This window comes from Mucilaginibacter sp. AK015, from assembly GCF_014200785.1.
Classification (GTDB): Bacteria; Bacteroidota; Bacteroidia; order Sphingobacteriales; family Sphingobacteriaceae; genus Mucilaginibacter.
Window position 1 is genome coordinate 1 of sequence record NZ_JACHCV010000001.1, and the last position, 14461, is coordinate 14461.

At 46.6% G+C, this 14461-nt stretch carries 11 protein-coding genes; 1 reads left to right on the top strand and 10 read right to left on the bottom strand.

Annotated elements, in window-relative coordinates:
* Nucleotides 1–111: 111 nt before the first annotated feature.
* The 10 genes from hisF to HDC91_RS00050 form a co-directional block, all read right to left on the bottom strand.
* A complete protein-coding gene (gene hisF / locus HDC91_RS00005) occupies nucleotides 112–867 on the bottom strand; it encodes an imidazole glycerol phosphate synthase subunit HisF (RefSeq protein ID WP_183547164.1) in 756 nt (251 codons plus the stop codon).
* A gap of 125 nt (nucleotides 868–992) precedes the next feature.
* On the bottom strand, nucleotides 993–1742 hold the full coding sequence (locus HDC91_RS00010) for a HisA/HisF-related TIM barrel protein (RefSeq protein ID WP_162432877.1): 750 nt from the start codon (nucleotides 1740–1742) through the stop codon (nucleotides 993–995).
* Nucleotides 1743–1745: 3 nt separating this feature from the next.
* On the bottom strand, nucleotides 1746–2336 hold the full coding sequence (hisH, locus tag HDC91_RS00015; protein WP_183547167.1) for an imidazole glycerol phosphate synthase subunit HisH: 591 nt from the start codon (nucleotides 2334–2336) through the stop codon (nucleotides 1746–1748).
* A gap of 84 nt (nucleotides 2337–2420) precedes the next feature.
* Nucleotides 2421–3569, bottom strand: coding sequence for a bifunctional histidinol-phosphatase/imidazoleglycerol-phosphate dehydratase HisB (gene hisB, locus HDC91_RS00020; RefSeq protein WP_221262079.1), 1149 nt, complete (start codon nucleotides 3567–3569; stop codon nucleotides 2421–2423).
* Between the two features lie 2 nt (nucleotides 3570–3571).
* The gene (gene hisC, locus HDC91_RS00025; protein WP_370576780.1) at nucleotides 3572–4618 is read right to left on the bottom strand and encodes a histidinol-phosphate transaminase; all 1047 of its coding nucleotides are present in this window, start codon (nucleotides 4616–4618) and stop codon (nucleotides 3572–3574) included.
* Between the two features lie 110 nt (nucleotides 4619–4728).
* Nucleotides 4729–6015 carry a histidinol dehydrogenase gene (gene hisD, locus HDC91_RS00030; protein ID WP_183547170.1) on the bottom strand — a complete coding sequence of 429 codons (1287 nt, stop codon included), beginning with the start codon at nucleotides 6013–6015 and terminating at the stop codon, nucleotides 4729–4731.
* 58 nt (nucleotides 6016–6073) lie between these two features.
* Entirely contained in the window at nucleotides 6074–6925 is an 852-nt protein-coding gene (hisG, locus tag HDC91_RS00035; protein WP_183547172.1) for an ATP phosphoribosyltransferase, read from the bottom strand.
* A 282-nt stretch (nucleotides 6926–7207) separates the two neighbouring features.
* On the bottom strand, nucleotides 7208–8740 hold the full coding sequence (locus HDC91_RS00040) for a hypothetical protein (protein ID WP_183547174.1): 1533 nt from the start codon (nucleotides 8738–8740) through the stop codon (nucleotides 7208–7210).
* Nucleotides 8741–8749: 9 nt separating this feature from the next.
* Nucleotides 8750–9187, bottom strand: a complete 438-nt coding sequence (locus tag HDC91_RS00045; protein WP_183547176.1) for a DUF4844 domain-containing protein — start codon at nucleotides 9185–9187, stop codon at nucleotides 8750–8752.
* 2 nt (nucleotides 9188–9189) lie between these two features.
* The gene (locus HDC91_RS00050; RefSeq protein ID WP_183547178.1) at nucleotides 9190–9681 is read right to left on the bottom strand and encodes an HAD-IIIA family hydrolase; all 492 of its coding nucleotides are present in this window, start codon (nucleotides 9679–9681) and stop codon (nucleotides 9190–9192) included.
* A gap of 251 nt (nucleotides 9682–9932) precedes the next feature.
* On the opposite strand from HDC91_RS00050, the gene gltB reads away from it, so the two are divergent.
* Nucleotides 9933–14456, top strand: coding sequence for a glutamate synthase large subunit (gene gltB, locus HDC91_RS00055; protein ID WP_183547180.1), 4524 nt, complete (start codon nucleotides 9933–9935; stop codon nucleotides 14454–14456).
* Nucleotides 14457–14461 lie beyond the last annotated feature (5 nt).

Consider the following 14461-nt stretch of genomic DNA (forward strand, 5'->3'; position numbering starts at 1 on the left):
TGACACGCCTTAATCTTTTCTCTTTACCCTTTTCTTCTGCAATAAAATTATTCTTATTCTCCTTGTAAACAACTCCTATACAAACATAGGATGACGCGTTGGGATGAGGATCTACATCCTCACCTTAATATCATTCTCTTTTAAAACGGCTTTTAAATCGGGTATCAATATCTCGCCGTAATGAAATACCGAAGCGGCCAGCGCGGCATCAACATTGCTTTTTTGGAACACATCTACAAAGTGCTGTACCGACCCGGCGCCGCCCGATGCTATCACCGGGATGCTAACCGTATCGTTAACCAATTTAAGTAATCCGTTGTCGAAACCTGCCTTTGTGCCATCGTGGTCCATCGAGGTAAGCAGTATTTCGCCTGCGCCGCGGTTTTGTGCCTCTACAATCCAGTTTAATGTTTCCTTGTCGGTTGGTAAACGCCCGCCATTCAGGTGGACGATGTTTTTATCACCCATAACCCTGGTATCAACCGCTATCACTACAAACTGCACACCGAATGCTTTGGCCAGCTCATCAATCAAAGCCGGGTTACGCACCGCGGCCGAATTGATGGAGATCTTATCAGCGCCTGCGTTAAGCAGTGCATCAGCATCAGCAATTTCGTTGATACCGCCGCCGATGGTGAATGGTATATTGATCTGCCGTGCAACTGACTTCACCAGCTCGACCATGGTTTTGCGGCGCTCTACCGTGGCTGTAATGTCCAGGAAAACCAACTCGTCGGCGCCCTGCTGCGAGTAGTTCCAGGCAAGTTCAACCGGGTCGCCGGCATCGCGCAGGTCAACAAAGTTAACACCTTTTACGGTGCGGCCGTCTTTAACGTCAAGGCAGGGGATGATTCGTTTAGCAAGCATAGGGGTTAGTAGAGCGTCATTGCGAGGTACGAAGCAATCTCTTCACATGCTAAGTGACGATGCAAAATTTGGAGATTGCTTCGTACCTCGCAATGACGGGTTGGGTATGCGCCCTTCGGGCGCGATTAAATTGACATCAGTGATTCCAAATTCCAGTTTTTTACTTCTTCTATGCTGATATGGTTTTCGTAGATGGCTTTGCCAACAACGCAGGCTTCAACCTTTATTTTACTTAACTCCTCGATGTCGGCCATAGAGCTTACCCCGCCCGAAGCGATGAGTTTGATAAACGGCGAATGATCGAGCAGTTTGCTGTATAGCTCCACACCGGCGCCGCCAAGTTTACCGTCTTTGTTGATATCGGTACACAAAAAGCGGAAGAAACCAAGCGCCAGGCATTTGTCAACATAGTCCATCAGTTTAATGGGCGAGCTTTCCATCCAGCCCGAGTATTTGATCACCTCGTCCAGTACATCTATAGCTATAACTACCTGGTTGCTGCATTTGTCGCGGCCGCAAATGGCCTTGCTCAGGTCTTCCAGAAAACTTGGGTTGGTAATGGCCTGTGTGCCTACAATAACGCGGTGCACTCCGGCATCTATCAGTTGTTTTACCTGGTCGATACTACGGATGCCACCGCCGTATTGTACCTGCATATCCGTTTTATGTATAACATCAAACAGGTATTGCTGATTGCTAAAGTCGCCTTTAGCGCCGTTAAGGTCTATGATGTGGATGAAGTTTGTACCATTGCTCTGGTATCGTTCAATCATTTCTTCGAGTGTAACATCATATTCTGTTACCTGCTCGTAATCGCCCTCGCGAAGGCGAACAACCTTTTTATTTAAAATATCAATGGCAGGAATAATATACATGTTTTAAATTTTAGAGAAATTTCTTAATAATGTTTCGCCATACGCGCCCGACTTTTCGGGGTGAAACTGCACGCCGTAGAAGTTGTTATACCAAATTGATGCCGAAAATTTGTTTATGTAACTGGTTGACGATAAAGTGTATAGTTTGTTATACTCAATAAAGTATGAATGTACAAAGTAAAAGTGTGAACCGGTGGGTATATTTTCAAATAGTGGGCTTTCTTTTTCAACGTCAACCTGGTTCCAACCCGTGTGGGGCACTTTAAACACACCCGTATCAGGAAATTTAAGCGTTTTGATCGGGAACAGGTCTAATAAATTGCTGTCGCCCTCTTCGCTGTACGACGTTAATAGCTGCATGCCCACACAAATGCCCAAAGTTGGTTTTTTTAATGCCTTTATGGCAGGTACCAGGCCGGTTTGTTCCAGCTTGCGCATAGCCGCGCCCGCATGCCCAACCCCCGGGATAATATAACGGTCGTATAGTTCCAGGTCGGCCTCGGTGTTCACCATGCCATAGGCAATGCCCAGCCGCTCTAAAGCAGCTGTAAGCGAGAAGATGTTGCCGGCGCCGTAGCGGATAATGCCTATCATATGTTTTTAATTGAATCAAGAAGTTAAGACCTAAGAATCAAGAGCATTTTTGTCCTGATTCCTGCTTCCTGATGTCTTGCTTCTCTACAAAAGTCCCTTTGTACTTGGTAAAACCATTTTATTAACGTCGCGCTTTACGGCCATTTTTATGGCTTTTGCAAAGGCTTTAAAAATAGCTTCTATTTTATGGTGTTCGTTTTGTCCCTCAGCCTTAATGTTCAGGTTGCATTTTGCAGCATCACTAAACGATTTAAAAAAATGATAGAACATTTCGGTTGGTACATCGCCCACCTTTTCGCGTTTAAAATCAGCGTCCCAAACAATCCAGTTACGTCCGCCGAAATCAATTGCCGCCTGTGCAAGGCAATCGTCCATCGGCAGGCAAAAACCATAACGCTCAATACCCATTTTATTGCCTAAAGCGGCAGCAAAAACTTCGCCCAGGGCAATGCCGGTATCTTCAATAGTATGGTGTTCGTCAATATGCAGGTCGCCTTTGGCAGTTACTTCCAGGTCGATACCACCGTGGCGGGCTATCTGGTCAAGCATGTGGTCGAAAAAGTGCAGCCCGGTTGAAACTTTTGCTTCGCCTGTTCCATCCAGGTTAAGCTTGATGCGGATATCGGTTTCTTTCGTAACCCTACTATGCTCTACAACGCGCTGGCCCAATTTCAAAAACTCATAGATATCTTTCCATTCAGTGGTTTGCAGCGCTAATACGTTTGCGATATCAGCATCTGCCTCCGCCTTAAATTCGGCATCGCCCAAACCGCTGTGGTTGTTTATCCAGATGCCTTTTGCACCCAAATTTTTGGCCAACAGAATGTCGTTTTTACGGTCGCCTATAGTGAAGGAATTTTTCAGGTCGTATTTTGTAGTGTCGAGATATTTTGTCAGCAAGCCGGTAGCCGGTTTGCGGGTAGGGGCGTTATCGGTAGGCCAGGTGCGGTCAATAGCTTGTTCCGAAAAATGCACCCCTTCGTTCTCGAATGTTTTGATGATGAAGTTATGCACCGGGTAAAATGTATCTTCCGGATATGACGCCGTGCCTAAACCGTCCTGGTTGGTTACCATAACCAGCTCGTAATCCAGTTCGGCAGCTATTTTTGGCAGGTATTGCAAAGCGCCGGGGTAGAACGTAAGCTTGGCGAACGAATCTATCTGCTCATCTGGTGTTTCGTTGATGATCGTCCCGTCGCGGTCAATAAAAAGTACTTTTTGCAGCTTGCTCATTATTATTTGTATTGCTGTAAGGTTTGTATCAATGTTTTGTTTTCATCGGGCGTACCAACCGTAATGCGCAGGCAACCTTCGCAAAGCTCTACTTTGGAGCGATCGCGGATGATGATGCCATGCTGCACCAAATAATCATATATGCCTTTTGCGTTTGTAGTTTTTACCAAAATAAAGTTGGCATCAGAGGGATAAATGTCTACAACAAAATCAAGATCTTTTAATGACAGCACCAGTTTATCGCGCTGCTCTAAGGTTTCCTTTATCCACGCGTTTACCTGCGCTACATTACCAAGGGCCTCAAGGGCCAAAAGCTGCGATGCCTGGTTGATATTATAAGGCGGCTTTACCTTGTTCATCACTTCGATGATCTCTTCGCTGGCAAAGGCCATGCCTACCCGTAAGCCTGCCAGTCCCCATGCTTTTGATAGGGTTTGCAGCACAACCAGGTTGGCATATTCGGTAAGTTCCTGTATAAAAGTTTTTTGGCGACTGTAATTGATATACGCCTCGTCTATCACTACAATGCCGTTGAAATTGGCCAGCAGCGTTTCAATATCGTCGCGGTTAATGGAGTTGCCGGTTGGGTTATTTGGCGAGCAGACAAATATCAGTTTTGTGTTTTTGTCGATGGCCTCGGCAATGCCCTCCAGATCAAGCTGATAATCTTCAGTTAACAGCACCTTGCGGGCTTCTACATCATTAATGTTGGCCGATACCTGGTACATGCCGTAGGTAGGGGGTACAATGATCACGTTATCAACCCCCGGGTTACAAAAGCTGCGAAACAGGATATCGATAGCTTCATCGCTGCCGTTGCCCAAAAATATGTTGCGTACCGGCACACCTTTTATCTGGCTAAGGCGCAGCTTTACCTGGTGCTGCAATGGGTCGGGGTAGCGGTTATACGCATTACTTAGCGGCGAGCCGAAAGCATTCTCGTTCGCATCCAAAAACACGCTCGCCTCGCCGGTGTACTCATCCCGCGCGGATGAGTAGGGGGTTAGGTTTTTGATGTTTTGGCGTAGTATATTATTTATGTCGAACATTGTAATCATTAATTTTCTCCGTCATTGCGAGGTACGAAGCAATCTTCAACATGCTTGTAGCCTGCTTTTCTACCGAAGATTGCTTCGTATCTCGCAATGACGTTTTTTTGTTACTTATTCACCCTTACACTCACCGCGTTCCGGTGTGCGTGCAGGCCTTCCATTTCCGCCAGTATCTCTACTGATGGCCCTATATTTTGTATGCCTTCTTCAGTTAAATACTGGAAAGTTATCTTCTTTACAAACGAATCTACCGATACGCCCGAGTAAGCCCTCGCGTAGCTGCTGGTGGGCAGCGTATGGTTGGTGCCGGAAGCATAGTCGCCCGCGCTTTCAGGCGTTAAGTTACCCAGGAATACCGAACCTGCGTTTTTTATGCCTGCGGTTAGCTGTTTCCAGCTTGCAGTAGCCAGTATCAAGTGTTCGGGGGCGTATTGGTTACTGAAATCCATCGCTTCACCAAGATCATCGGTGATAATGATATAAGAATTATCAAGTGCCTGTTTAGCGATCTCCGCACGCGGTAAAACGGCCAATTGCTTTTCAACTTCGGCAAATGTTTGCTTAGCGATGCTTTCTGAGGTACATACCAATATCGATTGGCTGTCAATACCATGCTCAGCCTGTGCCAGCAGGTCAGCGGCTACATAAGCGGGGTTTGCTGTTTCATCCGCAATTACCAACACCTCTGATGGGCCGGCAGGCATATCAATGGCTGTTGTGGTAGTGCTTTGTATAATGGTTTTTGCTTTGGTTACAAACTGGTTGCCCGGCCCAAATATCTTATCCACCCTAGCGATAGTTTCGGTGCCGTAAGCCATAGCGGCTATAGCCTGCGACCCGCCAGCCAGGTACACCCTGTAAATGCCCAGCATTAAGGCTACATAAGCTATAAAAGCATTTACTTTGCCGTTTTTTTGCGGTGGCGAGCAAACCACAATTTCGCTGCAGCCCGCAATGCGCGCGGGGATGCCCAGCATCAAAAATGTTGATGGCAGCACCGCGGTACCGCCGGGGATATACAAGCCAACTTTTTCGATGGCTCTTACTTCGCGCCAGCAGGTTACGCCGGGCATAGTTTCTACCGTTTCTTCGGTTTTTAGCTGCGACTGATGAAATTTATAGATGTTGTTATAAGCGGTTTGCAACGCCTGCTGCTGATCTTCCGACACGGCCGATGCCAGTTCTTCCAGTTCAGCTTTATCCAGGTAAAGCTGGGTTAACTCAACCTTATCAAACTTATCGGCGTAATCATACAAGGCGCGGTCGCCGTGTTGTTTTACATGGTCAATTATGTCTTCAACCAAAGCGCGTATCTCGTTTGCCGGATCAACATTGCGCTGCACCAGGCGGTAGATATCTGCAGATGAAAGGTCGGAGTATTTGAATGTTTTCATATTAGTTTGCAGTACGCAGTTTGCAGCTTGCAGCAAACTGCAAACCGGTAACTGCCAGCTATAATATTATTTTTTCTATCGGCATTACTACAATGCCTTGTGCGCCGGCCTGCTTTAGCTGGCTTATCCTGTCCCAAAAATCCCGTTCAGGTATTACGGTGTGTACCGCCACCCATTCGCTCTCGGCCAATGGCACCACCGAAGGGCTTTTAACCCCCGGCAGCAAAGTTAATACTGCCGGCAGGTTTTTACGCTCTACATTCAGCACCACGTACTTAGTTTCCTTAGCCCGCAGTACCGACTGGATACGCTGTATCAGTTCCTGCACCAAATGGTCGTCTTCGCTGCCTTTGCGGCCAATTAAAACGGCTTCACTGCTCATTACATCCGCAAAAGGCATCAAGCCATTGCTTTTCAGTGTGCCGCCTGTAGATACCAGGTCGCAAATGGCATCGCTTAAACCCAAACCCGGCGAAATTTCTACCGAGCCGGATATGGTGCGGATATCCGACGTAATGCCTTTTTCTTTTAAATATTTGCCGAGTATTACCGGGTAGGTGGTAGCAATAGCCTTGCCATTAAGTTGCTCGAGGCTGTTTATGGTGTTATTGTTCGGCACGGCTATCTTTAACGAGCATTTGCCAAAGCCGAGTTTTTGCAGGTAGCTTACCTCAACTTCGGTTTCCTGTATCACGTTTTCGCCAACTATACCCAGGTCGGCAATGCCATCCTGTACGTATTCGGGAATATCGTCATCGCGCAAAAAAAGTATCTCTAACGGGAAGTTTGATACCGGCGATATCAGTGAACTTTTATAGTTTTCAAAATTAAGGCCGCAATTTTTTAGCAATTCAACGGATTTTTCGTTGAGCCGACCCGATTTCTGGATCGCTATTTTTAGTGTTTTCACAAGTTGATATTAAGGTACTATAATTAAAAAAACGGAGGTTGTTATTTCGCGTAGAAACATACATTATCTATTCATCACCGGGTGGTGATGGTGCAGATGCGGATGATGTAGTTTAAACCTTTCCATTTTGTATAGTAATACTATAGATGAGCGATGCAAATATAGGTATCGATTTATTAAATCAAAATTTAATGTGAAATTGATTGCTAAAAATTCAAATTTCCCACCGCTTTTTTATAAGAATGACAATATGTATAAGCACTTATGTAATTAGTGGATCCCTTATTTAGCCGTTGGTATTTCTCCCTCATACTCATATATCGCGCCTTCGTCAAACTGCTTGATCACCTTTAGTTTTTTTACTTTTTGGATGTCTTTGATATTGATCAGTTCGGAGTTTTCGAGGTTATTGAACCAGATGAGATAGAAGCGTTTGATCTGGTAAAACCTGGCCACATCCTTTTTAAAGAACTTGTGCGGTACAAGGTATGATGACAGGCCCGAGAAAAAGTAGACAGCCTCGTGCGCGTCCGAATAGATGGTCACTTTCGGGTCGAAAATGCGCTTATCAATATGCTTCAGGTAATTGGCAAATTCCGATTCCATCCACTCGTTATCTGTATAACCCGGGTTGCCGTATTCGTCGGCTATTTGCTCGTCGTAGCGTTTTTTGTCTATCAGGTAAATCTTAGTGATATAACCCATCATCATTACTATGAATAAAGCCGCCACTGCCATTCGCACGCGTTTAACCGAAATCCGTTTCAAAAGCAGCAAGCCCCAACTGGTGTAACCCCATAAAGCCGGGATGTACATAGGCGATAACAAACGCGGGTTGATACGCTCGTACCGCGAAAATGTTGATGAGAGCACAATAAACAACCCGTAAACCAGCGCGAAGGTGATGGCCAAATTCTCGAAGCTATCCAGCCGGCGGCGTGTATAGTTAAAAACCAGGGCTACTATAAAGCCTGCGAGTATGATTATAGCGAGCGGCAGTGCAAACGAGGTGTACATGTTGGGCGTCATGCCCATCCACTCGCAGAACACCGAACCAAAATAAAACAGGTTTTTACCAAATGAGGTGATCGATGGTTCGCGCGGACCAGTAACCGTACCGGTGTGCAGGGCATTAAACGTGAGGTTAGCAACCAGCAGTGAGATGCAGATAAACCCATATAATAATATATGACCGATTTTTTTCCGGATAGGCAGGGTACGGTCAAGCAGTAATAGTAAGCCGCCCGTACCCACAATGGTTACTGCCGCGTACCTGGTTATACAGGCCACGGCCGCAATTAACGCTGCAAATACCAGCCACTTACCCGCGTGGGTTAACAGGTATTTCCTGAAAACAACCATGAAGAACAGCACCTCGAGGATGAATAGTGTTTCGGACCACAGGTAGGAGTAAACCTGCAGTAAGCCGGGATTTAGGATGATAGCTGCCAGTACCAGCCACTTGTATATGCGTGATGAAGGTACAAACCGCGACATGATCCACCCACTGGTGTATATAAGCGCGGCAAATAATACCATGTTAAGCACTGCACCAAAAACAACAGGATCTGTACGGGTTATAAAACTTATGACGCCTAAAAATAGCGGGTAAAATACCGGGAAATCAACAATTGGGATATGATTGAAGGTAAGCAGCGTACCATTGGCTACAAAACTGCGGGCAGCGCTGGTGTACATGATCGAATCGGGCGATATACCGATGCCGCTATAGCTGCAAAACAAGTACACAGCAAGTGCAGCAATTGCCGAAAAAAGCAGCGTGTCGTAGTTTTTTAATTTTTCAGATATCTGCATTTAAATCGTTTACTGTTTTACAGCGGGATCAAAGCCGTACATCCACTTATTTATGGCTCCCCCCGAACTTTCAAGACCTACATCATCCATTAATTCTTCAAAATAATTACAGATGCGTGTCCTGTCCTCGGTATCAAGGTTCTCATAATATGGGTTAAAACGGGATAACCCTATTGCTATAACTTCTTGAAACCTCTTATCCGTTGCCCCATCATTTAGTATCCTAAGAAAGTCATCAGCTGCAACATTTAATAAGCTGTTTAGTTTGGGCTGCAGTTCCGGTTTTGATAATCCCCGAAAATTGACCTCGCCGCTTTCGGGCTTTAATTTGTCCTTTAGTTTAAAGCTGTGAAGCTGCTGTCTGGCCTGGTAATTCTCGTCCTGGGCAATTGTTTTCGTACCAATCCCTGCTGCTAAAACCAACAGGAGCACCAATAATTTTTTCATAGTTAATCTATCAGATCCAATATGGTACTAATGGGCTGGTCGCTGTTAATCAAAATTCCTTTTACACCGGCAGCGACACCCGCCTCAACATCGCGCTCGCGGTCGCCTATAAAGTATGACCTGGATGGATCGATATTATATTTTTCGATGCCCTGTAAAAGCAATCCCGGTTTTGGCTTGCGGCAATCGCAATCGCCCGTAAAGTTGGGGTGGTGAGGGCAATAGAAAAAATCGGTTATCTCAACCCCATGTTCATAGTAAACCTGTTTTAAATGAGCGTGCATTTTTGTAAGCTCAGCCTCATCATACCAGCCTTTGGCCAGGCCGCCCTGGTTGGTGGCTACCAAAAGCATATAGCCGCGGTCTTGCAATTCTTTAAGGGCATCAAAATTGTCCAGCACGTGAAAGTCCTCAAAACGGCACACGTAATCGCCCATTTCCTGGTTTAAAACCCCATCGCGATCTAAAAATACTGCTTTAATTTTTTCGGGCATATATTATATGGTATAAGTCAATTTTGGCAAAATTAGGTTAATCGGTGCATTTACTATGTGTGCATATTAAATTAACATTTAGAATTATCATTTTCGTATATTAAGCACACTATTTTTGTCGACTTAATAATTATATCATAAAAAATATACAGTGTTTTAATGATTTTTGAAAAATTAATGTCCATTTTATAAAAATATGGAAATTTAATAATTTCGTTATTACCCGCGTCACAAAAAAGCGGATAATAAGAATGGATCAAACAGATGGCAACCAGCAGGGCCTATACAGGTCGGAATTTGAGCATGATTCCTGCGGAACAGGGTTTATAACCAATATAAACGGTCATAAATCTAACCATATTATTGATGATGCATTAACCATGCTGGAGAACATGGAGCACCGCGGCGCGTGCGGCTGTGACCCTGAGACCGGTGATGGTGCAGGTATCCTGATTCAGCTTCCACACGAATTTTTAATGGAAGAATGCTCCGACCTGGAGATAAGCCTGCCCGAGCCCGGCGAGTACGGTGTAGGGATGATATTTTTCCCGAAAGAGTCGGCATTAAAAAAGGCGAGCCGCAACATTATTGCTGCAGCAGTAGAAAAACTTGGACTGAAAATATTAGGCTACCGTAAATTAACGGTAGATTCAACAGCAATTGGCGAAACCGCCCGCCAGGCGGAACCGGATTGCGAGCAACTGTTTATTGCCAGGCCGCATACCATTACCAATACCGATGATTTTGAGCGTAAACTTTATATTTTGCGCCGTTATATCAATAAAACCATTACCGAAGCCATCCCCGCCGCTGCGGAGTATTTTTACTTTACATCGCTAAGCTGCCGTACCATAATTTACAAAGGGCAGGTTACCACTTACCAGCTGCGTAAGTACTTTACCGACCTGGCCGACCCGCGTATGGCATCGGGTTTCGCGGTGATACACTCGCGTTTTTCAACCAATACCTTTCCATCGTGGAAACTGGCTCAACCATTCCGCTTAATTGCCCACAACGGCGAAATAAATACCCTGACAGGGAACCTTAACTGGTTCTATTCGGGCTTAAAATCTTTTGCATCAGCCTACTTTACCAACGAAGAGATGGAGATGCTGTTGCCGGTTATTGATAACAACCAGTCCGACTCGGCATGTCTGGATAATATTATCGAGATTTTGCTGCATACAGGCCGTTCGTTACCGCATGTTATGATGATGCTGATCCCCGAGGCCTGGGATGGCAACGAGCAGATGGACCCGATAAAAAAGGCGTTCTACGAGTACCACGCTACCATAATGGAGCCTTGGGACGGCCCCGCCGCAATATCATTCACCGATGGTAAAATGGTTGGAGCCCTGCTTGACCGTAACGGCCTGCGCCCGCTGCGTTATGTGATCACTAATGATGGCCGCGTTATAGCGGCGTCAGAAGCCGGGACTCTGGTTATCGACGAAAGCACCGTGGTTAGAAAAGGGCGCTTGCAGCCGGGCAAAATGCTGCTGATAGATACTGAAAAAGGACGTATCATCACAGATGATGAAATAAAAAAGGAAATAAGCGGCCAGCAGCCGTACGGCACCTGGCTGGATAACTATAAGATCCGTTTGGGTGAACTGGCCGAGCCGCGTTTATCATTCGCCAGCCTTAGCGCCGATGCAGTCTACCGCTATCAGCAGGTTTTTGGTTACAGCCGCGAAGATATAGATACTATTATAAAGCCAATGGCTTTGGATGGTAAGGAACCGATAGGTTCAATGGGTACGGATGTGCCTTTGGCAATCCTGTCAGATAAGCCGCAACACCTTTCCAGCTATTTTAAACAGTTTTTTGCCCAGGTTACCAACCCGCCGATAGACCCTATCCGCGAGCGTTTGGTAATGAGTTTGGCCACCTTCATCGGTAACAACGGCAATTTATTGGACGAGGATAAAATGCACTGCCATTGCGTTGTGCTTAACCACCCGATATTAAAGAACCACCAGCTGGAAAAGCTGCGCTCGATAGATACCGGTTTATTCCACGCTAAAACACTGCAAACTTATTACAACGCCGACGGCAACCCCGGCTCGTTAGAAAAAGGGATTGCAAGGCTTTGCCGTTATGCCGAGGATGCGGTTGACGATGGCTTTGAAGTATTGATATTAAGCGACCGTGCCATCGATTCGGAACATGCGCCTATACCCATGCTGTTGGCGGTATCTGCAGTGCACCACCATTTAATTAAAAAAGGCCGCCGTGGCGCGGTAGGTATTGTTGCTGAAACGGGCGACGTTTGGGAAGTACACCACTTTGCTACCTTGTTAGCGTTTGGTGCTACCGCCATAAACCCTTACCTGGCGCTATCTACTATCGAAACATTAAAAAACAATGGCCAGTTAGAGACCAACCTTGACCTTAAATCGCTTTACAAGAACTATGTTAAGTCGGTTAACGACGGCTTGCTGAAGATCTTCTCAAAAATGGGGATCTCTACATTGCAATCATACCACGGGTCGCAGGTGTTTGAAATACTTGGATTGAACAAAACTGTGGTTGACAAATACTTTAGCGGCGCGGTTACCCGCATAGGGGGCTTAGGCCTTGACGAAATAGCGCGCGAATCGCTTTGTAAGCATAAAATAGGTTTTAACAGCCCCAAAACAGAGAACCATTTGTTGCCCGAAGGTGGTATTTACCAGTGGAAGCGCCGCGGCGAAGCCCATTTGTTTAACCCAACTACCGTACACTTGCTGCAACATGCTACCCGCAGCAACAGCTACCAGGTATATAAAAATTATGCTAACGCGATAAACGAGCAAACCGAAAAGCATTTCACCATCCGTGGACTGCTCGATTTTGCCCATCACCGCGAAGCCATCAGTATTGATGAGGTTGAGCCGATAGAGAACATCATGACCCGCTTTGCAACAGGCGCCATGTCGTTCGGTTCAATTTCGCACGAGGCGCATAGCACTATGGCTATTGCCATGAACCGTATAGGTGGTAAAAGCAACACCGGCGAAGGCGGCGAGGATGAGATGCGTTACGACAAATTGCCAAACGGCGATTCGATGCGCTCTGCCATCAAACAGGTTGCATCGGCTCGTTTTGGGGTAACCTCCAATTACCTTACCAATGCCGATGAACTGCAGATAAAGATGGCGCAGGGCGCAAAGCCTGGCGAAGGCGGGCAGTTGCCGGGCCATAAGGTTGACGAATGGATCGCTAAAACCCGCCACTCTACACCTGGCGTTGGCCTGATTTCGCCGCCACCGCACCACGATATTTACTCGATCGAGGATCTGGCGCAGCTTATCTTTGATTTAAAGAACGCCAACCGTGCCGCACGTATCAATGTTAAATTGGTATCAAAAGCGGGGGTAGGCACCATAGCTGCGGGTGTTGCCAAAGCGCACGCCGATGTTATCCTTATCGCCGGTTATGATGGCGGCACAGGCGCATCGCCCATAAGTTCTATAAAACACGCGGGCCTGCCATGGGAACTTGGCCTTGCTGAAGCGCATCAGACACTGGTGCGCAACAAACTGCGTAGTCGCGTAGTGCTGCAAACAGACGGGCAGCTAAAAACCGGCCGCGATTTAGCCATTGCCACCCTGATGGGTGCCGAAGAATGGGGCGTTGCAACTGCGGCCCTTGTTGCAGGCGGCTGTATTATGATGCGGAAATGCCACTTAAATACCTGCCCGGTAGGCGTGGCTACGCAAGACCCTGAACTGAGGAAGTTATTCAGCGGCAGCCCGGACCATATCGTTAACCTGTTCCGCTTTATGGCCGAGGAGCTGCGCGAGATCATGGCCGAGTTGGGTTTCCGTACCATAAACGAAATGGTTGGGCGCGTACAGTTCCTGAAGGTTAAAGACGGCCTGAAGAGCTGGAAAGCCAATAAAATTGACCTGAGCGGAATGCTGCACCCGGTTACCTTTACCAAAGGCACCACGCTTTATAACAGCGAAAAGCAAGACCATGGGATGGATGCCATCATCGATTGGGAACTGTTGAAACAGGCTAAGCCTGCCCTGGAAGATAAAACGCCAGTATTTGCTACGTTTGACGTGAAGAACGTTGACCGTACCATAGGCACGCTGCTATCAAACGAGATATCTAAAAAGTATGGTTCGGCAGGATTGCCCGATAATACTATCAACTATAAATTCAGGGGGTCGGCAGGTCAAAGCTTTGGCGCGTTCACTACAAAGGGTATCTCTTTTGAGCTGGAAGGCGAAGCAAATGATTACGTAGGCAAAGGCCTTTCAGGTGCGCAACTGGCAATTTATCCGGCAGCAAACGCCACCTTTAAACCCGAGGACAATATTATCATTGGTAACGTAGCCTTATACGGCGCTACCAGCGGCGAGCTGTTTGTACGAGGTATGGCAGGCGAACGTTTCGCGGTGCGTAACTCGGGTGCTACAACGGTTGTTGAAGGTATAGGCGACCACGGCTGCGAGTACATGACCGGCGGGCGGGCACTAATACTTGGTGAAACCGGAAGAAACTTTGCCGCAGGTATGAGCGGAGGTATCGCCTGGATCTATGATCCGAAGGGGACCTTTGCCGACAACTGCAATACCGAAATGGTAGACCTTGACCCGCTATCATTAAAAGACGAAGAGCAGATAACCGTATTGCTGAAAAAGCATATCAATTTAACCGGCAGTAAGGTGGCGCAAAACATCCTTAAGGACTGGGGCAGGGCTTCGTCGCAATTTGTAAAAGTATTCCCTAAGGAGTACAAAAAAGTGTTAGAAAAATCACAATATCAAACCGTAAGCTAAATATA

Bases quoted from the DNA above. Each gene is read 5' to 3' on its own strand.
- hisD (WP_183547170.1), bottom strand. From the start codon at position 6,015: ATGAAAACATTCAAATACTCCGACCTTTCATCTGCAGATATCTACCGC.
- HDC91_RS00010 (WP_162432877.1), bottom strand. From the start codon at position 1,742: ATGTATATTATTCCTGCCATTGATATTTTAAATAAAAAGGTTGTTCGC.
- HDC91_RS00045 (WP_183547176.1), bottom strand. From the start codon at position 9,187: ATGAAAAAATTATTGGTGCTCCTGTTGGTTTTAGCAGCAGGGATTGGT.
- hisB (WP_221262079.1), bottom strand. From the start codon at position 3,569: ATGAGCAAGCTGCAAAAAGTACTTTTTATTGACCGCGACGGGACGATC.
- hisF (WP_183547164.1), bottom strand. From the start codon at position 867: ATGCTTGCTAAACGAATCATCCCCTGCCTTGACGTTAAAGACGGCCGC.
- gltB (WP_183547180.1), top strand. From the start codon at position 9,933: ATGGATCAAACAGATGGCAACCAGCAGGGCCTATACAGGTCGGAATTT.
- hisH (WP_183547167.1), bottom strand. From the start codon at position 2,336: ATGATAGGCATTATCCGCTACGGCGCCGGCAACATCTTCTCGCTTACA.
- HDC91_RS00040 (WP_183547174.1), bottom strand. From the start codon at position 8,740: ATGCAGATATCTGAAAAATTAAAAAACTACGACACGCTGCTTTTTTCG.
- HDC91_RS00050 (WP_183547178.1), bottom strand. From the start codon at position 9,681: ATGCCCGAAAAAATTAAAGCAGTATTTTTAGATCGCGATGGGGTTTTA.
- hisC (WP_370576780.1), bottom strand. From the start codon at position 4,618: ATGTTCGACATAAATAATATACTACGCCAAAACATCAAAAACCTAACC.